This window comes from Lichenibacterium ramalinae, assembly GCF_004137085.1.
Classification (GTDB): domain Bacteria; phylum Pseudomonadota; class Alphaproteobacteria; order Rhizobiales; family Beijerinckiaceae; genus Lichenihabitans; species Lichenihabitans ramalinae.
The window spans coordinates 151974-173956 of record NZ_QYBC01000011.1 but is presented as its reverse complement, the minus strand read 5'-3'; the positions used below and the strand labels follow the sequence as shown (position 1 = coordinate 173956).

Here is a 21983-nt window from a genome sequence, read left to right as displayed (position 1 = left end):
CCGAGTCAATGATCGACTACTGTCCTCGGTTGTGGGAGATGTGGAACGGGCAGCCTCATCGAGGGCGCCATCCGGCGCAGCATCAGAGCGATCGAGCTGACCGGGAAGGAACGGTCGCCGACGGCGAGGGCCGTGGCGTCGAGCGTTTGATCATCGCTCTGTGGCCGATGCAGACCCTTGTCGTCTAGCTCGGCTGCAGCAGACGCGTCATGACCGCGTGATCGCAAACTGTCGGATCGGCAGGCGAGCGCTGGGTGACTGCTTTTCTCGGCAGGTGCGCCGGAGGGCGGTCGACGACGATAGGGGACAAGGAGCCAGAAGGCCCGCTATCGTCATCGACGACGGCGGACCCGGCCCCTACACGAAGAGAGATGGGATGCGCAGGACGGTCCGGGGGCATGAGGGACGGCTTGGACGATACCCAACGCAGCTTTTACGGGCTGAAATTTGAGAACGCTTTCCTTCGCGAGAAAGGCAAGGCGTTCGAGAGCTTGTTCGCGCGCTTGATGGCCCACGGCTTCACCGGCGACTTCGAGCCGGTGCGTCCTTATGGCTCGAAGGGCGACCTCAAATGCGATGGCTTCCGGCCGAGCGACGGCACCGTGTTCCAGGCTTACGCGCCAGATTCTACCAAGCTCGCCGAACTGCTCGCGAAGATCGACGAGGACCTTGCCGGCGCCCTCACCCACTGGGGCGCGAAGATGCGGCGCTGGGAGCTTGTCCATAACGACGTGCGCGGCCTTCCCGCCGAGGCCGTGCGCAGGCTTGACGAGCTGCGCGCCGCCATCCCTGCAGTCACCATCGCCGTCTTCGGCGAGGCGGAAATGCGTGCTGTTGCCATGCGGCTCGCACTCCATCAGCTCGAAGACCTGTTTGGCGTCGTGCCCTCTCAGCGCACTCTTGAGCGGCTCGACTTCACGAACCTGCGCCCGGTCCTGATCGCGATCCAGCGGCGCGATCCGGGGGCCGAGCCGCCGCTCGCCGCCCCTTCGGCGACCAAGCTCCAGCACAACGCGCTTTCACCAGATGCGGCGCTGCTGCTCCGTCAGGGACGGCGTCGTGAGAAGCTCGTGCAAGACTTCTTCGACGCTTGGCCCGATCCGAGTTTCGGTGAGGATGTCGCAGAGGCCTTCCGCGCCCGCTACCAAGCTCTGAAGGCGGTTGATCTCGACCCGGACCACATCTTCGGCCAACTCCAAACTTTCGCCGGCGGCATGGAGGGCGAGCCGTCGCACCAGGGTGCAGTGCTCGCCGTCCTCTCCTACTTTTTCGAGCGCTGTGACATTTTCGAGGATGTCGTTCAGGACACGAACGCATGATCCTGCCGACGAAGCATCTCCGCCCTGACCGGGCGCTTCTCACCGTAGGCGGTGATCTCCTCGTCTCTCTGCGCGAGCCGATGACCGTATCGCGTTTGTGGGACGACGTTCGCGCGAAACGTGGCGACTCTGGCGAGCCTGCCCCCATCAATTACGACTGGTTCGTTCTCGCGCTCGATCTCCTATTCATCATCGGAGCTATCGAACTCGACCGCGGTCTTCTCCGGAAGGCTACCCTATGATTCATAGCATCAGCAGCGAACTGGCCAGCTTCAAAGCCCTGACCTTCGGGCCGGGGTTGAACATTCTCCTCGCCGATAAGAGCGAGGGCGCCAACGATCGCCAGTCGCGCAACGGCGCGGGCAAAACGAGCTTCGTGGAGCTGATCCACTTCCTTTTCGGCGGGAACGCCGACAAGGACAGCATCTTTCGGTCGCCCGAACTGATGTCTTGGGCGTTCGAAGCCCGCGTCGACGTCGGCGGAGCGATCGTCGATGTGACTCGCTCGGGCATCAAGCCGTCGCGCGTCCGCCTTCAGGGCGACACGTCTGCGTGGCCGCTGCAACCCAGCCTCGATGCCAAAACAGGCGACTTGGTCTTTACCAACGAGCAATGGCGCGCGCTCCTCGGCAGCATGTTCTTCTTCCTGAGCGGGAACGACGAGGGCAACGATCAGCCGCGGTTCCGACCGACATTCAGGTCGCTGTTTTCCTACTTCGCGCGTCGCCAAAACAGCGGCGGGCTCGTCGCACCAACCCAACAAGCGAGCATGCAGCAGGCCTGGGACCAGCAGGTCGCCATATCCTACCTGCTCGGCCTCGATGCCCGTCTCCCGCAGGAGTTCCAGGAAGTCCGCACGCAGGAAAAGGCCATGGCCGAGCTGCGCAAGGCCGCGAAGGAAGGCGGCCTCGGGCGCTATTTCGGGACGGCGGCGGATCTGCGCACCCGGCTGACCATCGCCGAGGCCCGATCGCGGCGCCTCGCCGAACAGCTCGCCTCCTTCAACGTCGTTCCCGAATATGCCGAGTTCGAGCGCGAAGCCTCCGTGCTCACGCGAGACATCTCGGGCCTCAACGACGAGAATACGATCGACCGCGAGCTGATCCTCCAGCTGCGGGACGCTATCAGCAGCGAGCAGCCGCCCGCGGCCAACAACCTCGATCGCCTCTACCGCGAGGCCGGCGTCATCTTGCCGGGCACCGTCGGCCGGCGCTTCGATGAGGTTGCCGCGTTTCACCAAGCTGTGGTCCAGAACCGTCGCGCGCACCTGGCCAACGAGGTCGAAACGGCCGAGGCACGTATTGCCGACCGTGACCGCAGACGCGAGCAGCTCGACGACCGCCGTCGTCAACTTATGGGCATGCTGCGATCGGGTGGCGCGCTGGAGCACTTCGCTCGACTTCAGGAGGAGGCTGGCCGGGCCGAGGCGGAGGCCGAAGGCCTACGACAGCGTCTCGCCACTGCCGAGCGGATCGAGAGCACCAAGGTCGAGCTGGAAATCGAGCGCGCTCGCTTGCTCAAAGCGCTTCAGACCGATCTTCACGAACGGTCGGAACTCATCTCCGAGGCGATCCTCACGTTCGAAGAACTCTCGAACGCTCTCTACGAGAAGGCGGGGAGCCTAACGATCAGCGCGACCCCGAACGGCCCGACCGTTGACGTCCGTATCGATGCCCAGCGAAGCAAGGGGATCACCAACATGCAGATTTTCTGCTTCGATCTGATGCTCGCCGACCTCGCGACCCGGCGCGGAATGGGTCCGGGATTCCTCGTCCATGACAGCCATCTCTTTGATGGCGTGGACGAGCGCCAGGTGGCCAAGGCGCTCCAGCTCGGCGCCGACCACGCGGCGTCGGTTGGTTATCAATACATCGTCACGATGAACTCGGATGCGCTGCCCCGAGATGGCTTCCGTCCAGGGTTCGATGTCGACGCTTTCGTGCGCCCGACCAAGCTCACCGATGCTACCGAAACGGGCGGCTTGTTCGGGCTCCGATTCAACTAATCAGGTCTGCCAGCATGTCGCCGGCAAGCGGTTTGTCCGCGTCACAGAAATCCAGACATCGCCGCCAACCAGCCCTGAAGGGCGCGATCCCGAAAGCCCGGAAGTTGGCTGCCCGCCAACGTCCGCCCCTGCCACGTCCCACCTCCATCTCCACCCTGGCGCGCCCCCGTCCCAAGCTAGCGCCCCCCTCCCTCACCCCTTAAAGGAGAGCCCAGCCCCCCACGCTCCCGGAGCCCCCCATGATCCCCCGCTATTCCCGTCCCGCCATGGTGGCGCTGTGGGAGCCCGAGACCCGGTTCCGCATCTGGTTCGAGATCGAGGCCCATGCCTGCGACGCGCTGGCCGAACTCGGCGTCATCCCGAAGTCGGCGGCCGAGACCATCTGGGCCAAGGGGCGGAACGCGACGTTCGACGTCGCCCGCATCGACGCCATCGAGCGTGAAACCAAGCACGACGTCATCGCCTTCCTGACCCATCTCGGCGAGATCGTCGGGCCGGAGGCGCGCTTCGTCCACCAGGGCATGACGTCGTCGGACGTGCTCGACACCTGCCTCGCCGTGCAGCTCAGCCGCGCCGCCGACATGCTGATCGCCGACGTCGACGCGCTCTTGGCGACGCTGAAGCACCGCGCCCACGAGCACAAGCTGACGCCGACGATCGGCCGCTCGCACGGCATCCATGCCGAGCCCGTCACCTTCGGGCTGAAGCTCGCCCAGGCCTATGCGGAGTTCTCGCGCAACCGCGAGCGGCTCGTGCAGGCCCGCGCCGAGATCGCCACCTGCGCGCTGTCGGGCGCCGTCGGCACCTTCGCCAACATCGATCCCAGGGTCGAGGAGCACGTCGCCAAGGCCATGGGGCTGACGGTCGAGCCCGTGTCGACCCAGGTGATCCCGCGCGACCGTCACGCCATGTTCTTCGCCGTGCTCGGCGTCGTGGCGTCGTCGATCGAGCGGCTGGCGATCGAGATCCGACACCTGCAGCGCACCGAGGTGCTGGAGGTGGAGGAGTTCTTCTCCGAGGGGCAGAAGGGCTCCTCCGCCATGCCGCACAAGCGCAACCCGGTGCTGACCGAGAACCTCACCGGCCTCGCCCGGCTGGTGCGCGGCATGGTGGTGCCGGCGCTGGAGAACGTGGCGCTCTGGCACGAGCGCGACATCTCGCACTCGTCGGTCGAGCGCATGATCGGGCCGGACGCCACCGTCACGCTCGACTTCGCGCTGGCGCGCCTGACGGGCGTCGTCGACAAGCTGCTGGTCTACCCGGCCAACATGCGGAAGAACCTCGACCGGCTCGGCGGCCTGGTCCACTCGCAGCGCGTGCTGCTGGCGCTGACGCAGGGCGGCGTGTCGCGCGAGGACAGCTACCGGCTGGTGCAGCGCAACGCCATGCGGGTGTGGCGCGGGGAAGGCGACTTCCTGGAGTTCCTCAAGGCCGACCCCGAGGTGACGGCCGTGCTGCCACCCGAGGCCCTCAAGCCGCTCTTCGACCTCGGCTACCATACCAAGCACGTCGACACGATCTTCGCGCGGGTCTTCGGCTGACGGCGACACCGGCCCGTCGGCGGGCCGTCCCGCCGTCCGACCGGCGCGACCTCACCGCCGGCCGAGCGGCGTCACGCGCTGCGGCGGACCGGGAGCGTGGGCTCGGCCTGTGCCGCTTCGGGCTCGCGGCACAGCGCCGTCGCCAAGGCCCGGGCCCGCTCGGCCCAGATCTCGGCGCGGCGCGCCTGGGCCTCGCCGCGGTCGCTCGCCACGGCGAGCGCGATGCGGGCCTCGTCGAGGTCGCGGCGCAGCGCCGTGGTGCGGGCCCGCTCGGCATCGAGCGCCGCCCGCAGCACCGCGACGGCCTTGTCCTCCACGGCCGGGGCGGCCACCGGCGGCGGGGCGGGGAGGGCGGCAAGCACCGGGCCGCTCGCCCCTGTCTGTTCGGCCGCGACCTGCTCGGCGAGCACGCCGAGTTCGGCGCGCAGCCGCGCGACATCGAGCCCCTCCACCCGCTCCGGATCGCCGCGATCCGAAGCGCCGCGCGGTGCGGACGGCCGCGGCTCGGGCCGCTCGGGTCCGCGCCACGGCGCCGCGATCGCGGCCGGCTCGCCGCGCTGCGGCTCGACGCCCTCCTCCTCCAGCACGATGGCGTGGAGCGTGGCGAAGAGGGCATCGCCGTCGATGCGGCCGAGGTCGAAACCCGTGCGCCCGGCGATCTCGGCCCAGAGGGCACGGCCCCGCGGCGAATGGCCGATGAAGCTCATCGACCAGTGCGGGAAGCCGCGCTCCTCCACGGGTTCGCATTGCAGCACCGCCACGTCGCTGTGGCGCGGATCGCGCTGGATCCGCTCGAAGGTGGCTTCGACGGCGACGCGCGGGCCTTCCAGCACCTGGGCGAAATAGCCGCCGTTGAACAGCAGCGCGCCCGTCACCCCCACCCGGGCGTTGTTGGCCTGGGACCGCGCCAGGATCTCGGCCACGGCGGAGACGCGGGCGTCCTCGTCCCCCACGAGCAGGTTCCGGCTCGTGTAGACCAGGCGGTAGAGTTCGTTCATCGGAGCGCTTCCGAGGCAGGTTGGAGGACGTGGGCGGCGGCGCCCTGGCGGTCGAGCAATCGCAGGATGTCGGGAGCCGGCACGGGGCGGCTGATGAGGTAGCCCTGGACGTCGGTGCAGCCCTCGTCGCGGATGCGGCGCATCTGGTCCGCCGTCTCGACGCCCTCCGCCACCGTGGTCATGCCGAAGCTGAGGCCGAGGCTCGCGATGGCCCGGATGATGGCGACGCAGTCGGGCTTGGTGGAGATGTCGGCCACGAAGGAGCGGTCGATCTTGATCTTGTCGAAGGGGAACGAGCGCAGGTAGTTGAGGGACGAATAGCCGGTGCCGAAGTCGTCCATGGAGATGCGCAGGCCGAGGTCGCGCAGCGCGTGCAGCGTTGCCAGGTTGGCCTCGTTCTCCTGCAGCAGCACGCCTTCGGTGATCTCGAGCTCCAGCCGCCGCGGCGCCAGGCCGGAACTCGACAGGGCCGACGCCACGACCTCGACGAGCTTGCGGCTCTTGAACTGCGCCGGCGACAGGTTCACCGCCACCGACAGGCTTTCGGGCCAGAGCACGGCTTCCCGGCAGGCAGTCCTCACCACCCATTCGCCGATCGGCACGATGAGCCCCGTCTCCTCGGCGAGGGGGATGAACTCGGCCGGCGACACCATGCCCCGCGTCGGGTGGCGCCAGCGGATCAGCGCCTCACAGCCCACCAGCCTGTCGGTCGACAGGTTCATCTGGGGCTGGAAGTGCAGCTCGAACTGGCGCAGCGCCAGCGCCTTGCGCAGGTCGAGCTCGAGTTCCCGCCGCGCCCGCAGGCGCTCGTCCATGACGGGCTCGAAGAAGCGGAACGTGTCGCGCCCGTCGGCCTTGGCCCGGTAGAGCGCGAGATCGGCATGGCGCAGCAGGTGCTCGGGCGGCACGGCGTCCGGGCCGGCGAGGCTGATGCCGACGCTGGCCCCGATGGCCACGAGGTGGCCCTGCACGACATAGGCGCGCCCCAGCAGGTCGACGATGCGCCGCGCCAGCACTTCGGCCTCGCCCGCATCCGCGACGCCGACCTGCAGCACGGCGAACTCGTCGCCCCCCAGCCGCGCCGCGCAGTCCCCGTCCCGCACCACGGCGCGGAGGCGCTGCGCCACCACCCGCAGCACGGCATCGCCGAGTTCGTGGCCGAGCGTGTCGTTGACGTGCTTGAACCGGTCGAGGTCGATCGCCAGCACGGCGAAGGGCGTGCCGGTGCGGGACAGGCCGGCATGGGCCTCCTCGAGGCGCCGGCCGAAGGCGGCCCGGTTGGCGAGGCCCGTCAGCGTGTCTTCGGAGCCGCCGGCCGCGGCGCGGCGCGCTGCGGCGCGGCTCGCCGCCTCCTCGATCGCCACCGACCAGCCGCCGTCGGGCAGGGGCGACAGGTCGAGCGAGACCGGCATCGGGCCGAGTGCCGCGTCGAAGGAGACGGGTTCGCGCCCGCGCAACGCATGGCGAAGGTGGGCGGCCAAACGGCGGCGGTCGTCCCGCCCGCCGGCGGGCGGACCCAGCAGCCTGAGCACCGGGCGACCCACCACCCGTATCCCGACCGCGATGCCGAGGAGGCGGTGGGCTTCCCGCGAGCACAGCGCCACGCGGCCGTCCTGCCCCACCAGGATCAGCCCGTGGCGCAACGACTCGACATAGGCCGACAGCGCGGCGGCGTCGGGCAGGCTGGCGGCGGCGACGCCGCCGGGCCCGGCACCATGCAGGACCTCGCCATCGCCCAGGACCGGTATCACCCCGTGCATGCTGATCGCGCCCCGCTTCCGACGACGGGGCCGCGGCCCCTCGCGACAGCGAGGCTAACGACCTACGTCTGAAGAACACGTTACGCGATTGTAAAAACCATCGACAACTTATGATAAATTGATGAAATCCTGGGCATGGACCATTGCGATGCCGTGCCACCGATGAATTGAACCCAATAGGTCGAAGAACGGCCGGCGCTGCAGGCGAGCCTCGTCGCGGCCCGGCGCGAGGCGGCCGGGCCGAAGACGCTCCCGCGAGCCCGGACGGAAAAGCAATGCTGTCGGGCTCGCGGATTCCGTTACGGCACCGTCAGTCCATCGGGGCGTAGCGGCCGCCCTTCCAAACGTCGATCTCGTAGACGATGCCCTCGGCATCGCCCTTCTTGTCGAAGCGCAGCGGGCCGATCACGGTGTCGATCGGGGCGGAGCCGCGCAGCGCGGCCGTCACGGCCTTGCCGTCCGTGCCGCCGGCGCGCTTGACGCCTTCGGCCAGGGCCTGGATCGTGGCGTAGGAAAACAGCGTGAAGCCGTCCGGCACGATGCCGTCGGCCTTGAAGGCGTCGAGCACCCCCGCGGCTGCGGGCTTCTTCGACGGGTCGGGCGGGAAGGGGAAGATCGTCCCCTCGCTCGCTGCGCCCGCGATGGAGGCGAACTCGGGCGCGGCGAAGCCCGAGGTGGTGACGAAGACGGGGTGGAAGTGCTGGTCGGCGGCCTGCCGCAGGATGAGCCCGCCTTCCGGCGGATAGCCGCCGTAATAGACCGCCTCGGCCCCAATGGCCTTGAGCTTGCTCACCACGGCCGAATAGTCCTTCTCGCCCGGGTTGATGCCCTCGCGGAACGCCACCTTGCCGCCATGCGCCTCGAAGGCGGCGCGCACGCTGTCGGCCAGCCCCTTGCCGTAGGTGCCCTTGTCGTCGACGAAGGCCACGACCTTCCCCTTGAAGCGCTCCGCCATGAAGCGGCCCATCAGCTCGCCCTGCACGTCGTCGCGGGTGTAGACGCGGAAGATGTCGCTCCAGCCCCGGGCGGCTGCGGTGTCGGTCAGCTTGGCGCTGACGGAGGCCGGCGACATCATCACGGTTCCGGCTTCGGCGTAGATGGGCGAGGCCGCGATGGAGGCCGCCGAGCAGGTGTGGCCGTCGACCAGCGTGATGCCCTCGCCGACGATGCGGTTGGCGACCGAGATGGCCTGCTTGGGGTCGCAGGCATCGTCCTCGATGTCGAGCACGATGCGGCGCCCGCCGACGCCGCCCGCGGCGTTGATGGCCTTGGCGGCCTGCCGGGCGCCCGCCACCACCTGGTCCCCCGCCGTCGCCACCGTGCCGGTGCGCGGCACCGCGACGGCGATGCGGACGTCGTCGGCCGCGAGGGCTGCGGCAGGGGCGGCGAGGGCTGCGGCGGAAGCCAGCAGGGTGGAGGCGAGGAGGAGCGGGATCGGTCTGGTCATGCCCGGCACGATAGGGCCTGCCGGGCCGTCGTTGAAGCGGGGCTTCCGCCGGGGCCTGTGGATGGCGCCGCCGGGCCGGGGCGGATGCGTCGAGGGCGGAAGCGTTCCGGGCCGAGGCGGCCCGGCGCGGGAGGACGGGCCCCGTCAGGGTCTGGCGCTGAAGCGCGACGGTGCCGGCACGCCCGCCGACGACATCGCGGGATGCCGCGGCGACGTCGGAGCCCAGGGCATGCCTTCACCGTCTCTCATTCGACGACGAGTTCGCGCGGCCCCTCGGTCAGCGCCACGCGGGGCACCAGCAGGGACAGGAGCAGCGTCAGCACCGCGATGGCGAAGATGCCCCAGAAGGTCACGTGCAGCGACTGGCCGAGGGCGCCCCGCACGGCATCGGCTGTCTCGGCGAGGCTGTCGGGCGCGTCGAGCAGGCGGCGGAGCTGGTCGGAGCTCACCGAAGGGCCGGTGGCCGGATGGGCGAGGCCGTAGTTGAGCACCGTGCCGAGAACTGTGGCGCCGAGCGTCGAGCCGAGGTTCCGGGCGAAGATGTTGGAGGCGGTGGCGGAGCCGCGCTGCGCCCAGGCCACCGAGTCCTGGATGATGACGATGGCGGCCGTGGACAGGAAGCCCATGCCGAAGCCCATCACGGTGGACCCAAGCCCCGCCAGGACCGGCGACGAGGTGGCGCCCAGCACCACGAAGGCCACGGCGCCCACCGGCAGCAGCACGGCGCCGAGCAGCAGCGTCGGCCGCAGGCCGAAGCGCACGAAGTTGCGCGCCGCCAGCGTGGCGCCGATGGGCCAGCCGAACACCATCATGGTCAGGGCGAAGCCCGCCACCAGCGGCGACTGGCGCATCACGCCCTGCACGAACATCGGCAGAAAGGTTGTGAGGCCGATGATGGTCATGCCGGACAGCAGCGTCGCGGCATTGGCGGTGAGGATGGGGCGCTGCGCCCAGAGCCCGAAATCCAGCATCGGGTCGGCGGCCCGCCGCTCCTGCAGCACGAAGAGCACGGTGGCGGCGACGAAGACGAGGCTTGGCCACAGCGTGGCGGCGTCCGACGTGCCGGCCTCGGTCAGCGCCATCATCAGGGACGCGATCGCCACCGTGAACAGGGCCGCGCCCGCCACGTCGACCGACCGCGCCTGCCGCTCGACCCCCTCGTGCAGGAACAGCACGAAGCCGGCTGCCGCGATGGCGCCGATCGGCAGGTTGATCCAGAAGATCCAGGACCAGGAGATGTGCTGGATGATGAGCCCGCCGGCGAGCGGCCCCAGCACCGACGAGATGCCCCACACGGAGGCGAGGTAGCCCTGGATCTTGCCGCGCTCGTGCGCCGAATAGAGGTCGCCCACCACCGTGATGCCGATGGGCTGGATGGCGCCGGCGCCGACGCCCTGGATCAGCCTGAACACGATGAGGGACGGCATGGACCAGGCGAAGCCGCAGAGCAGCGACCCCACCAGGAACACGGCGATGCCGACCAGAAGCACGGGGCGTCGTCCATAAAGGTCGCTGAGCTTGCCGAACACCACGGTCGTGGCGGTCTGGGTCAGCAGGAAGGCCGAGAACACCCAGGCGTAGAGGTGGAGGTCTCCGAGCTGGCCGGCGATCTGCGGCATGGCCGTCGATACGATCGTGGCCTCGATGGCGATCATGAACATGGCCGCCATGACGGAGGCCAGGACCAGCGGGCGGTGGGTCTTGGATTTGTCGGACATGGGACTGGGTTTAGCGTCGGATCGCGACCTTTGCAGGGGCGGCGGCGGGCCCGGGGTTAAAAATGCTTTTAACCTTCGCAGGCTCGCCCCGGGAACCGCTGGGACGCGGCACGGGCTTTGTAATAGGCTCGGCATCCCGGCCGGGGGCGGCGACGCCGCCGTCGGGAGCGGAGCGGGTGCCGCAGGGGCACGGCCGGCGCGGACGGGAGTGCGGCATGAGTGACAGGGCCGATGTCGTGGTGCTGGGCGCCGGGATCGTGGGCGTCTCGGCGGCGCTGCACCTGCAGGAGCGGGGCCGCGACGTGGTGCTCGTGGAACGGGCACCCAAGGCCGGCATGGGCACCAGCTACGGCAATGCCGGGCTGATCGAGCGGTCGTCGATCTACCCCTACGCCTTCCCGCGCGACCTCGCCTCGCTGGCGCGCTACGCCCTCAACCGCACGACGGATGCGCATTACCACGCTTCGGCGCTGCCGGGACTGGCGCCCTTCCTGGTGCGGTACTGGTTCAACTCCTCGCCCAAGGGGGTCGAGCGCATCGCCCGCTCGGCCCGCCCCCTCATCGAGCGCTCGCTCGCCGAGCACGAGCGCCTGATGGCGGCTTCGGGCAGCACGGGCCTCATGCGCAAGGTCGGTTGGATCAAGGGGTTCCGGACGCCGCGCAGCTTCGACAAGGGCCTGCGGGATGCCGAGCGGCTGCGCGGCTTCGCGCTCGAGATCGACACGCTCGACGCCGCCGGCCTCGCCGAGCGCGAGCCGCACCTCGCCGCCGGCATGATCGGGGCGCTGCATTTCCGGGATCCCGGAGCCGTGTCCGACCCCGGCGGGCTGGTCGAGCGCTACAACGCGCTCTTCCTCCAGCGCGGCGGCCGTTTCATGAAGGGCGATGCCGCCACGCTCGAGGAGCAGGCGCCGGGATGGCGCGTGAAGACGCGCGACGGCTGGCTTCAGGCCCGCGATGCCGTGGTGGCGCTGGGGCCGTGGTCGGACCTCGTCTACCGCAAGCTCGGCTACCGCCTGCCGTTCGGCATCAAGCGCGGCTACCACCTGCATTTCCGGGCGCGCGGCAACGCCGTGCTGAACCACCCGGTGCTCGACGCGGACGGCGGCTATCTCCTGGCGCCGATGGACCGCGGCATCCGCCTCACCACGGGTGCGGAATTCGCCCGCCGCGAGGCCCCGATGACGCCCGTGCAGATGGAGCGGGCCATCCCCAAGGCCCGCGGCCTGTTCCCGCTGGCCGAGCCGCTCGAGGACATGCCCTGGATGGGCTCGCGTCCCTGCCTGCCCGACATGCTGCCGGTGATCGGGCGGGCGCCGAAGCACCAGGGCCTGTGGCTCGATTTCGGCCACCAGCACCACGGCCTGACGCTGGGACCGGTGTCGGGCCGGCTCCTCGCCGAGATGATGACCGGCGAGACGCCCTTCACCGATCCTGCGCCCTACCGGATGGAGCGGTTCGGCTGGCACGGGCCCGATAACCTCACCGTGTCCGAGGCCGCCGGCGCCGGGACCGCCCCGGCCCGTCAATAGACGTCGAGCTGGAAGCGCTTGTCCTTCTTGAGCTGGCTCACGAAGGCCACGGCCTCGTCGGTGGTCTTGTTGCCGGCGGTGGCGGCGATGTCGACCAGCGCGGCTTCGACGTCCTTGGCCATGCGCTTGGCGTCGCCGCAGACGTAGACGTGGGCGCCGTCCTCGAGCCAGCGCCACAGGTCGGTGCCGACCTCGCGCATGCGGTCCTGCACGTAGAACTTCTGGCCGGCGTCGCGCGACCAGGCGAGCGACAGGCGGGACAGCACACCCTCCTTGCGCATCTCCTCGAGCTCTTCGCGGTAGAAGAAGTCCGTCGCCGACTTCTGGTGGCCGAAGAACAGCCAGTTGCGGCCCGGCGCCTGGGACGCCTTGCGCTCCTGCAGGAAAGCGCGGAACGGGGCGACGCCGGTGCCGGGCCCCACCATGATGACGGGTTTGGCCTTGTCGTCGGGCAGGGCGAAGTTGTGCGCCTTCTGGACGTAGACCTTCAGCGCCTCGCCGGGCTCGACGGAATCGGCCAGCCAGGTCGAGGCGACGCCGGTGCGCTTGCGCTTGTTGATCTGGTAGCGGACGGCATCCACCGTCAGCGACAGCCCGCCGAGGTTCAGGTTCGGCGACGACGAGATGGAATAGAGGCGCGGCTGCAGCGGCGACAGCGCGTCGACGAAGGCTTCCGGATGGGGGCGGACGTTGGGGAATTTGTGCAGCACCGCCAGCACGTCGAGCTGCGCGGCGTCGCCGTCCGGGTCCTCGCCCTTGGCGAGGGCGCGCGCCTTCTCGCGGCTCTTGCCGCCCGAGATGTAGGAGAACAGCTCGAACAGCGAATCGGGCGCCAGCCCGAGGTCCACGTCCTCGCGCAGGACCTGGCGCAGCGTCTTGCCGGCGATCTCGGTCAGGTGCGAGGCGCCCAGCATGGCGATGATCTGGTCGACGAGGCCCTGGTTGTTCTTGGGGAACACGCCGAAACTGTCGCCGACCACGTAGCTGACGCCGCTCTGCGACAGATCGAACTCGACGTGCCAGGTGTCCTTGGCGGAGCCTTCCTGGTTCAGCCGGCGGCGCGACTTGAAGACCGCCGTGGCGGGCGCCTCGCGCGACGTGCCTGGGATGACGTCGGCCTGGGCGCTCTCGACGGCGCGCGACTTGCCGCCCTCGGCCGCGCCGACGTCGGCGGCGGTCTTGTCGCCGTTGATGTCGTTGAGCTCGACCGCGAGGCCTTTCAGCAGGCGCGCCGTGACCTTGCCGCCCGGGGCGCACAGGTTCAGCCGCTCCTCGTTGTGCAGGAAGATGGCGTTGGCATAGTCGGCGCAATTGTAGCCGCATTGCCCGCAATCCTGCTGCGCCATGGCGGCCATGAGCCGCGGCGCGATCGGCCGGTCCTTGGCCATCTCCATGCGGGCGTCGGGCTCCATGGACGGGTCGTGCCAGGGCGCCTCGTCGTTGGTGGCCAGGATCGGCCCGTCGACCGTGGTGGCGGCGGAATCGTTGGACGCCGTCGGCGGCCCCTCGGCCGCCATGGCGGCGACGGAGGCCGAGAAGAAGCCCGACAACCAGGAGCGCTGCTCGGGCGAGAACGGGGCGGTGTCGGGGATCGTGACGGTGATCTGCGGCGCGGCGCTCATGCGGGCATCCCTTCAGCGAGGCTCTTCAGGGCCTCGACCTCGTGGCGGTTGGCGAAGCTGTGGAAGCTTTCCGTCGGCTCGGCGCGGTGCGCCAGATAGGCCTTGAGCAGGGCCTCGACGCGCGCCGGCGCGTCCTCGGCCTTGGTGTCGGGGTAGATCATCTTGGCGATCGAAGCCTCGGTGCCGAAGCCGCCGCCTACGTGGATGTTGTAGCCCGGCACGGTGTCGTCGTCGCCGATCGGCACCTTGACGCCGATGAGCCCGATGTCGCCGATGTAGTGCTGGGCGCAGGAATTCGGGCACCCCGTCAGGTGGACGTTCACGGGCTGGTCCATCGGCACGCGCGGCTCGATGTGGGCCACGATCTCGTTGCCGTTGCGCTTGGTGTCGGCGTTGGCGAACTTGCAGCCGAAGGAGCCCGTGCAGGCCACGAGGCCGGCGCGGATCGTGGACGCCTCGGTGTCGAGGCCGACGGCCCTGACGGCGGCGCGCACGGCGTCGACGTCCTCGTCGCGCACGCCCGACAGGAGGAAGTTCTGCCAAACGGTCAGGCGGATGTCGCCGTCGCCGTGGCGGCGCGAGATCTCGGCCACGGCGCGCATCTGGTCGGTCGACAGGCGGCCCGCCTCCAGCACGACGCCGACGTAGTTGAGGCCCGCCTGCCGCTGCGGGTGGACGCCGATATGGCCGAGCCGGTCGTAGGCGGGGCGGGGCGCCACATGGGCGGCGTCGAGCCGGGTGAGCTTGTCGCCGAGCTTTTCCTCGACGGCGGCCAGGAACTTGTCGAAGCCCCAGGCGTCCAGCACGTACTTCATGCGGGAATGGTTGCGGTTGGTGCGGTCGCCGTGCTCCGACCACACCCGGATGATGGCGTCGGCGATCCTGATGCAGTCGCCGGGCGGCAGCACCACGCCGGTGTCGCGCGCCAGGTCCTTGTGGCCCGAGATGCCGCCGATGGCGAGGCGGTAGTAGACGCCGGCCGGGATCGGCGCGCCTTCCATCACCCGCACGGCCTGGAAGCCGATGTCGTTGGTGTCCTCCAGCGTGGCGATCTTGCCGGCGCCGTCGAAGCTCACGTTGAACTTGCGCGGCAGGTTGTACATGACGCGGGTGTTGAGGATGTGGTGGTGCCAATCCTTGGCGTGGGGCCGCGTGTCGAGGAGTTCGTCGGGGTCGATCCCGGCCGTGGCGGAGCCCGTCACGTTGCGGATGTTGTCGGCACCCGCCCCGCGCGGGATGATGCCGACATCGGCGAGCCCTTCGAGGAAATGCGAGCCGCGCTCCGGCTGGATCTCACGGACCTGGAGGTTGCAGCGCGTCGTGACATGGGAATAGCCGCCGCCGTCGCGGTCGGCGAGGTCGGCGATGGCGGCGAACTGCCAGTGCTTCAGGATGCCGTTGTGTACGCGCATGCGGCACATGTAGCTGTCCTGCGCCGGGCCCACGTAGAAGAGCCCGTGGTAGCGCCAGCGGAAATTGTCCTCCGGCTTCGGGCGCGCCCCCGTGAGCGCGACGGCCTTCAGCCTGTCGTAGGATTCGAACGGGTGTTCGGCCCGCTTCCACTTCTCCTGGTCGGCCAACTTCTTGCCGGCCGCGACCTGCCGGTCCTGGGCCTTCAGCTGCTCGGCGTCGGGCCCGGTCGGCTCGGCCGCGGCGGCGCTGGCGGGCGCCCGGCCGATCGACCGCATGGCGCCGAGGCCGGAGGCGAAGCCGTCCAGCCAGTGCTTCTGGTCGGAGGTGAAATCCATGCCCATCCTGTCAACCCTGTGCGGCTGGCGCCGTCGGTCGCGCGGCGTCCGCCGTCCGGTCCCGGCGGGCCGGACCGGACGGGCGATCGCCCGGAGTGCCCCCCGGTCGGCGGTCGCGCGCGCGGCGTGCCGTGTTGCATGATCCCTGCCGGCACGAGACTCGGGACCCGGCATTCGGCGCTAGGACGAGCAAGCCCTATGCCAGCCCCGGTCAGGCGGGCGCCGGCCCCGGCTGCCCAAGGGTCGATCAGACTGCCGCCGTTCCCAGGTCGGCGGCTGCCCAACCGGCGGGCATTGATTGTCGGACAATATGTGCCTGGGCTTTACGGCCGCGACCGATGGCCGTAATCCTGGCCGCGTCCGATGCGCGCCGAACCGAGCGCCGCGGCCGGGAGCAGACACGTGACCACCGCCATCCCCCTCACCGGCATCTTTCCCGTGGCCCCGACGCCCTTCAAGGCGAACGGCGACCTCGACCTCCCCGGCAAGCGCCGGGTGATGGACTGCATGGTCGATCAGGGCGTCGACGGCATCTGCGTCCTCGCCAACTATTCCGAGCAGTTCGCCGTCACCGATGCCGAGCGCGACCAGCTGGTCGAGGCCAGCATCGACCAGGTGGGGGGCCGGGTGCCGGTCATCGTCACCTGCTCGCACTACGCCACCGCCATCGCGGCGGAGCGCGGGCGCAAGGCGGCGGCCTCGGGCGCCGCCATGCTGATGCTGATGCCGCCCTATCACGGCAACGGCCTCAGGGCCGACGAGAACCTGATGGTGGAGCATTTCGCCCGCATCGCCGACGCCGCCAAGCTGCCCATCATGGTGCAGGACGCGCCGTTGTCGGGCGTGGCGCTGTCGGTGCCGTTCCTGGTGCGGCTCGCCAAGGAAGTGCCGCTGGTCCGCTACTTCAAGGTGGAGGTGCCGCAGGCAGCCGCCAAGCTGCGGGCGCTGATCGCGGCCGGCGGCGACGCCATCGAGGGCCCGTGGGACGGCGAGGAAGCCATCACGCTGATGGCCGACCTCGACGCCGGCGCCACCGGCACCATGACGAGCGCGCTGCTGCCCGACCTCATCAAGCCCATCGTCACGGCCCATCTCGCGGGCGACCGCAAGACGGCCGCGGCGCTCTACGCCAAGTGCCTGCCGCTCATCAACTACGAGAACCGGCAGTGCGGCCTGCGCGCCGCCAAGACCGTGATGATGGCGGGCGGCGTGATCGACAGCGACCACGTCCGCCATCCCTTCGAGCCGCTGCATCCCGCCACCAAGGCGGGCCTGCTCGAGATCGCCGAAACGCTGCAGCCGTTGGCGCTCCGCTGGGGCAAGTGATTCCTGACCGGTGACGGCGGGACAGTGACGCCGGACCTTCCCGCCTTCGCGGGCCGCTGGCTCGTCGTCGTGGCCCATCCCGACGACGAGGTGCTGGGCTGCGGCGCGCTGCTGTCGCGGCTCTCCGATGCCGCCGTCGTCCACGTCACCGACGGGGCGCCGCGGAACGGCGAGGACGCGCGCCGGCACGGTTTCGACACGCCGGCCGACTACGCGGCGGCCCGCTGGCGCGAAGCCCGCCATGCCCTGGCGCTGGCCGGCGTGCCGGCGGATCGCCACCACGGGTTCGGCGTGGCCGACCAGGGGGCCGCCTTCGCCCTCGCCGATGTGGCGCGCCGCCTCGTCCCGCGCGTGGCGGGATGCGACGCCGTGCTGACCCACGCCTACGAGGGGGGGCACCCGGACCACGACGCCGTTGCCTTCGCCGTCCACGCGGCCGTGCGGCTCGCCGGCGGCGCCACGCCGGTCTTCGAGATGCCCTTCTACCACGCGGCCCCCGAGGGCTGGGCCAGGCAGCTGTTCCCGCCCGGCGGGGGCGCCGAGCATCGGCTCGCCCTGTCGCCTGCGGAGCTGGAGCGGAAGCGCCGCATGGCGGCCTGCCACGCCACGCAGGGCGCCACGCTGGCGGGCTTCGCGCTCGACCGCGAGCTGCTGCGCCGGGCTCCGCCGCACGACTTCACCCGCCGGCCCCACGGCGGCGACCTGCTCTACGAGCGCCACGGCTGGGGCCTCGACTGGGCCGGATGGCTGGCGGCGGTGCGCGCCGCCGAGGCGGACCTCGGCCTCGCCGGCGCCGCGCCGTGAGCCTCACGGTGCTGAGCGTCTCCTATCCGCTGGCGCGCGTCTCGCCCGACAGCACCGGCGGCTCCGAACAGGTGCTGGCGGCGCTCGACCGGGCGTTGGTGGCGGCCGGCCACCGCTCGGTCGTGGTGGCGCCCGAGGGATCGCACGTCGCCGGCGACCTCGCCCCGATCCCCTGGGCGGCGGGGACGCTCGACGACGCCGCCAAGGCCGGGGCCCAGGCCGCCAACCGGGCCGCCATCGCCGGGGTGCTGGCGCGGACCCGCGTCGACCTCGTCCACCTGCACGGCATCGATTTCGCCGCCTACCTGCCGCCACCTGGCTCGCCCGTGCTGGCGACGCTGCACCTGCCGCCCGCCTGGTACGGCGCCGATGCGCTGAGGCCGGCGCGGCCCGGCACCTTTCTCAACTGCGTCTCGGCCGCCCAGCACGCCGCCTGCCCACCGTCGCCCGCCCTCGTCGCCCCGATCGAGAACGGCGTGCCGGTCGGCCGCCTCGCCGCGGCCCGCCACGCCCGGCGCGGCTTCGCGCTGGTGCTGGGCCGCATCTGCCCCGAGAAGGGCATCCATCTCGCATTGGAGGCCGCACACCGGGCGGACGTGCCGCTTCTGGTGGCGGGCGAGGTCTACGGCTACGCGGCCCACCGCGCCTACTTCGAGGACGAGGTGCGGCCGAGGCTCGACGCGCGGCGGCGCTTCCTCGGGCCGGTGGGCTTCGCCCGCAAGCGCCGGCTGCTCGCGGCGGCGCGCTGCCTGCTGGTGCCGAGCCTCGCCGCGGAAACCTCGTCGCTCGTGGTGCGCGAGGCCGCCGCCTGCGGCACGCCCGTCGTGGCCTTCCCCAACGGCGCGATCGCCGATGCCGTCGTGGAGGGGGAGACCGGCTTCCTCGTCACGGGTGTCGACGCCATGGCGGCGGCGATCGGGCGCGCCGGCGCCATCGACCCCGAGCGGTGCCGTGCCGAGGCGCGCGCGCGCTTCGACGAGGCCGACATGGCGGCGCGCTACCTCGCGCTCTACCGACGCCTCGCCGGGGCAGGGCCATGACGGCGGTGCTGCGCGCCGAGGTGCTGACCGATGCCGCGGCCCTCCACGCGCTCGAAGCCGAGTGGTGGGACCTGTTCGGCCGCTGCCCGGCCGCGACGCCGTTCCGCTCGCCGGCCTGGCTGCTGCCCTGGTGGGACGGCTTCGGGCCGGGCCCCCTGCGCACCGTGGCGGTGCGGCACGGACCGCGGCTGGTTGCGCTGGCCCCGCTCTACCTCGAGGTCGCAAGCCGGCGGCTGCTGCCCCTCGGCATCGGCCTGTCGGACGACCTCGACATGCTGGTCGCGCCCGACGTCGGGGCCGAAGTCGGTACCGACCGCGCCCCCGATGTCGGCGCGGTCGTCCTCGCCGCCCTCGCGGCGCTCGACGGCTGGGACCTGCTGTCGCTCGAGGAACTGCCGCCGGAATCGCCCGCCCTGGGATGGCGCGTCCCGGCGGGCTGGGGCGACGATCGCGCCGAGCAGAGTCGCTGCCCCGTGCTCGCCTGGGGGGACGACGCCCCCGCCATCGGGGCCGTCGTCCCCCCCGGCAAGCTGCGCAAGCTGCGCATGGCCCGGCATCGGGCCGAGCGCCGCGCCGCCGTCGTCGAGACCGCCACGCCCGCCTCGGCGCCCGACCACCTCGACGCCCTGTTCCGCCTGCACGCAGCCCGTTGGCAGAGCCGCGGCGAGGCGGGCGTGCTCGCCGACCCCACCGTGCAGGCCTTCCACGGCGCCGCGGTGCCGCGCCTCGCCGCCGCCGGCCTGCTCTACTCCACGCTGCTGCGCATCGACGGCAGGGTGGCGGGGGTGTTCCACGGATTGCGGCGCGGGTGCCGCCTCTACGCCTATCTCGGCGGCCTCGACCCGGCCTTCGCCTTCGAGAGCCCCGGCACGGTGCTGATGGGCCACGCGCTGGAGACGATGATGGCGGATGGCGCCGGGGAGCTGAACCTGCTGCGGGGCCGGGAAGCCTACAAATACGAGTGGGGCGCGATCGACCGCGTCAACCTGCGGCGCTTGCTGCGCCGGGGCTCCGCCCCGTGAGCCTCGCCGCCGCGCTGCTGGGGCGCCTGCGCGGCGACGTGCCGCCCAACGTCGCGCTGATGCACCTCCTCATGGCAGCGCCCTCGCGGGATGCGGCCGAGCAGGCGCTGGCGGAAGCGGGGCTGGCGGCGGCGGAGCTGGCTGCGGCGGAGCTGGCGGAAGGCGCGGGGCGGGGCCTCGCCGAGGTCGCCCGCCTGTTCGCCGCCCATCCCGACGCTTGGCGCACCGTCCATGCCGTCGCCGACAGCGTCGACCACGCGCCGGACCTCGCCTCGCCCGAGGCGACGCTCGCCCATTGGCGGGACGGTTTCGACAGGCTCGCCGCGGCGTCGCCGGAAGCCGGCGTCGCCCTCTACGCGCTCGGCGATGCCGGGTTGCTGGCGCAAGCCACGGCGGAGGTCGTCGGGACGCTCGAGGCCTGGGGCCTGCTCGGGCCGGAGCGCGACGCGCTCGACCTCGGCTGCGGCATGGGGCGGTTCGCGGAGGCGCTGGCGCCGCATCTGCGGGGCGTGCTGGGGATCGACCTTTCCGCCGGCATGGTGGCGGAGGCGCGACGGCGCTCCCGCCACGGCAACGTGCGCTACGCGGTCGGCACCGGGCGGGACCTCGACGGCGTGGCGGACGGGTCGCGGCACCTCGTGCTGGCCGCCGACGTCTTCCCCTACCTCGTCGAAGCCGGGCTCGCCGAGCGGCACGTCGCCGAGATCGCGCGCGTGCTGCGGCCGGGCGGCGCGGCCGTGATCCTCAACTATTCCTACCGGGGCGATCCCGCCGGCCTCACCGCCGCCGCGGCGCGGCACGGGCTGTCGCTGGAGCGGGCGGGCGATCGGCCGTTGCGGCTGTGGGACGCGACCGCCTTCGTGCTGCGCCGCCCCGCCTGACCGCCGGCGGGGCGGGGCGGGACGACGGAGCGGCATGTTCGCGGAGCGGAGCCGCGTGAAGCCGGCCGGTAAGCCGTGTCAGCCGATCGCGTCGGCAGCCCGTCGGAGCGCGAGATGGATGCGCCGTTCCCAGCCCTGACCGGTGGCCTTGAAGCGCGCGACGACGTCGGCGTCGACCAGCAGATGGTAGGGGGCCGTCAGGGGCGACTGGGTCGCCGGGCTTGGCGTCCAGACCCCGCGCGCGAAGTCCTCGTCGGTCAGTTCGGGAATCTCTTCATATTCCCGGTCCGAGATCACGTGGGCGTCGATCCGTTCCAAATCGAGCGGAATATCTCTCTTGTTCCCGTCCATTGGCTTTCCTCATCGAGATGACGTGGCGAGCCTCGCCGCGCTGCGTCCAGACGACGATGACCATGCGGTCACGCAGGAAACCGACGCTGATGACGCGCTCCTCGCCATAGTCCCGCCGTCGATCAGGAATGTCGACGGTTCCGTTCTCGAACACCTCGACCGCCGTGTCGAAATCGAGCCCTCGATCCAGGAGGGTGTCGTCGCGTTTGCGCGGGTCGAAGGTGATCGCCATCCCGGTAGGTTTGATGCCGTCACCGATGAGTCAAGGCTATTCGGTGAAGACTGGGTAGAGCGACGCGATGAGCAGCGCGCCCATCGTCCAGTTGAAGGCGCGCAGCACGGCCGGCCGCTGCAGGGCGTGGCGCAGGGCCGTGCCGAACAGGGCCTAGGAGGTGATGCAGGGCAGGTTCACGATGCCGAAGACCAGCGCCACCAGCAGCACCGTGCGGGTGTAGTCGCCGGGGTCGGTATAGGTGGCGACGCCGGTCAGCGCCATGATCCAGGCCTTCGGGTTGACCCATTGGAAGGCGGCGGCCTGCAGGAACGTCATGGGGTCGCCGCTCGCCCCGGTCGGCTTCAGCGGTGCCGCCGTGGCGAGCTTGACGGCGAGGTACACCATATAGGCGGCCCCGACCCATTTCATGGCCACGAGCAGCACCGGGAACCGGGCGAAGATGCCGGCGAGGCCGAGTCCCACCAGCACCACCATCAGGGTGAAGCCGAGCGCGATGCCGAACATGTGCGGCAGGGTGCGCCGCACGCCGAAATTCACGCCCGACGTCATCAGCATGAGGTTGTTGGGACCGGGCGTGATCGAACTGACGAAGCAGAAGATCACCAGGGCCCAGAGCAGCGCGCCGGTCACGGGA

19 protein-coding genes are annotated in these 21983 nt (G+C 70.9%); 10 read left to right on the top strand and 9 right to left on the bottom strand.

Annotated features, from left to right (window positions below):
* Positions 1-410 precede the first annotated feature (410 nt).
* The 4 genes from D3272_RS14400 (at position 411) to purB (ending at position 4865) form a co-directional block, all read left to right on the top strand.
* Entirely contained in the window at positions 411-1319 is a 909-nt protein-coding gene (locus tag D3272_RS14400) for an ABC-three component system protein (protein ID WP_129219889.1), read from the top strand.
* Positions 1316-1561 carry an ABC-three component system middle component 6 gene (locus D3272_RS14395; RefSeq protein ID WP_129219888.1) on the top strand — a complete coding sequence of 82 codons (246 nt, stop codon included), beginning with the start codon at positions 1316-1318 and terminating at the stop codon, positions 1559-1561. Before D3272_RS14400 ends, D3272_RS14395 begins: the two co-directional genes overlap by 4 nt.
* Positions 1558-3324 carry an ABC-three component system protein gene (locus tag D3272_RS14390; protein ID WP_129219887.1) on the top strand — a complete coding sequence of 589 codons (1767 nt, stop codon included), beginning with the start codon at positions 1558-1560 and terminating at the stop codon, positions 3322-3324. Before D3272_RS14395 ends, D3272_RS14390 begins: the two co-directional genes overlap by 4 nt.
* 239 nt (positions 3325-3563) lie before the next feature.
* Positions 3564-4865 carry an adenylosuccinate lyase gene (gene purB / locus D3272_RS14385; RefSeq protein ID WP_129219886.1) on the top strand — a complete coding sequence of 434 codons (1302 nt, stop codon included), beginning with the start codon at positions 3564-3566 and terminating at the stop codon, positions 4863-4865.
* Between the two features lie 71 nt (positions 4866-4936).
* Here purB and D3272_RS14380 read toward each other — a convergent pair whose 3' ends face one another.
* From D3272_RS14380 to D3272_RS14365, 4 genes are all read right to left on the bottom strand, one after another.
* A complete protein-coding gene (locus D3272_RS14380) occupies positions 4937-5863 on the bottom strand; it encodes a BLUF domain-containing protein (RefSeq protein ID WP_129219885.1) in 927 nt (308 codons plus the stop codon).
* A complete protein-coding gene (locus D3272_RS14375; RefSeq protein ID WP_245496574.1) occupies positions 5860-7614 on the bottom strand; it encodes a putative bifunctional diguanylate cyclase/phosphodiesterase in 1755 nt (584 codons plus the stop codon). The genes D3272_RS14380 and D3272_RS14375 overlap by 4 nt, the downstream gene beginning before the upstream one ends.
* A 319-nt stretch (positions 7615-7933) precedes the next feature.
* Positions 7934-9070 (bottom strand): branched-chain amino acid ABC transporter substrate-binding protein, encoded by a 1137-nt coding sequence (locus D3272_RS14370; RefSeq protein ID WP_129219883.1) that lies wholly within the window; start codon positions 9068-9070, stop codon positions 7934-7936.
* 245 nt (positions 9071-9315) lie between these two features.
* Positions 9316-10788: an MDR family MFS transporter gene (locus D3272_RS14365; RefSeq protein ID WP_129219882.1), complete on the bottom strand. Its 1473-nt coding sequence runs from the start codon at positions 10786-10788 to the stop codon at positions 9316-9318.
* Positions 10789-11003: 215 nt separating this feature from the next.
* On the opposite strand from D3272_RS14365, the gene D3272_RS14360 reads away from it, so the two are divergent.
* A complete protein-coding gene (locus tag D3272_RS14360; protein ID WP_129219881.1) occupies positions 11004-12320 on the top strand; it encodes an NAD(P)/FAD-dependent oxidoreductase in 1317 nt (438 codons plus the stop codon).
* Here D3272_RS14360 and D3272_RS14355 read toward each other — a convergent pair.
* Entirely contained in the window at positions 12314-13942 is a 1629-nt protein-coding gene (locus tag D3272_RS14355; RefSeq protein WP_129219880.1) for a sulfite reductase subunit alpha, read from the bottom strand. The two genes, D3272_RS14360 and D3272_RS14355, sit on opposite strands and share 7 nt — an antisense overlap.
* Positions 13939-15696 carry a NirA family protein gene (locus D3272_RS14350; RefSeq protein WP_129219879.1) on the bottom strand — a complete coding sequence of 586 codons (1758 nt, stop codon included), beginning with the start codon at positions 15694-15696 and terminating at the stop codon, positions 13939-13941. The genes D3272_RS14355 and D3272_RS14350 overlap by 4 nt, the downstream gene beginning before the upstream one ends.
* 396 nt (positions 15697-16092) lie before the next feature.
* On the opposite strand from D3272_RS14350, the gene D3272_RS14345 reads away from it, so the two are divergent.
* Genes D3272_RS14345 through D3272_RS14325 form a run of 5 tightly spaced genes read left to right on the top strand, consistent with a single transcriptional unit; the run spans position 16093 to position 20763 of the window.
* Complete coding sequence (locus tag D3272_RS14345) at positions 16093-17016, top strand: dihydrodipicolinate synthase family protein (RefSeq protein ID WP_245496573.1); 924 nt, start codon at positions 16093-16095, stop codon at positions 17014-17016.
* A 24-nt stretch (positions 17017-17040) separates the two neighbouring features.
* Complete coding sequence (locus D3272_RS14340; protein WP_129219877.1) at positions 17041-17820, top strand: PIG-L deacetylase family protein; 780 nt, start codon at positions 17041-17043, stop codon at positions 17818-17820.
* Positions 17817-18860: a glycosyltransferase gene (locus tag D3272_RS14335; protein ID WP_129219876.1), complete on the top strand. Its 1044-nt coding sequence runs from the start codon at positions 17817-17819 to the stop codon at positions 18858-18860. The genes D3272_RS14340 and D3272_RS14335 overlap by 4 nt, the downstream gene beginning before the upstream one ends.
* Positions 18857-19882: a GNAT family N-acetyltransferase gene (locus tag D3272_RS14330; RefSeq protein WP_129219875.1), complete on the top strand. Its 1026-nt coding sequence runs from the start codon at positions 18857-18859 to the stop codon at positions 19880-19882. Before D3272_RS14335 ends, D3272_RS14330 begins: the two co-directional genes overlap by 4 nt.
* Complete coding sequence (locus D3272_RS14325) at positions 19879-20763, top strand: class I SAM-dependent methyltransferase (RefSeq protein ID WP_245496572.1); 885 nt, start codon at positions 19879-19881, stop codon at positions 20761-20763. Before D3272_RS14330 ends, D3272_RS14325 begins: the two co-directional genes overlap by 4 nt.
* A 78-nt stretch (positions 20764-20841) precedes the next feature.
* Here the strand turns inward: D3272_RS14325 and D3272_RS14320 are convergent, their stop codons facing one another.
* The 3 genes from D3272_RS14320 to D3272_RS14310 all read right to left on the bottom strand — a co-directional run bounded on the left by D3272_RS14320 (position 20842) and on the right by D3272_RS14310 (position 21979).
* The gene (locus D3272_RS14320) at positions 20842-21060 is read right to left on the bottom strand and encodes a BrnA antitoxin family protein (RefSeq protein WP_165361356.1); all 219 of its coding nucleotides are present in this window, start codon (positions 21058-21060) and stop codon (positions 20842-20844) included.
* Positions 21038-21346 (bottom strand): BrnT family toxin, encoded by a 309-nt coding sequence (locus D3272_RS14315; RefSeq protein WP_129219873.1) that lies wholly within the window; start codon positions 21344-21346, stop codon positions 21038-21040. The genes D3272_RS14320 and D3272_RS14315 overlap by 23 nt, the downstream gene beginning before the upstream one ends.
* A gap of 153 nt (positions 21347-21499) precedes the next feature.
* Positions 21500-21979, bottom strand: coding sequence for a LysE family translocator (locus D3272_RS14310; RefSeq protein ID WP_342634183.1), 480 nt, complete (start codon positions 21977-21979; stop codon positions 21500-21502).
* Positions 21980-21983 lie beyond the last annotated feature (4 nt).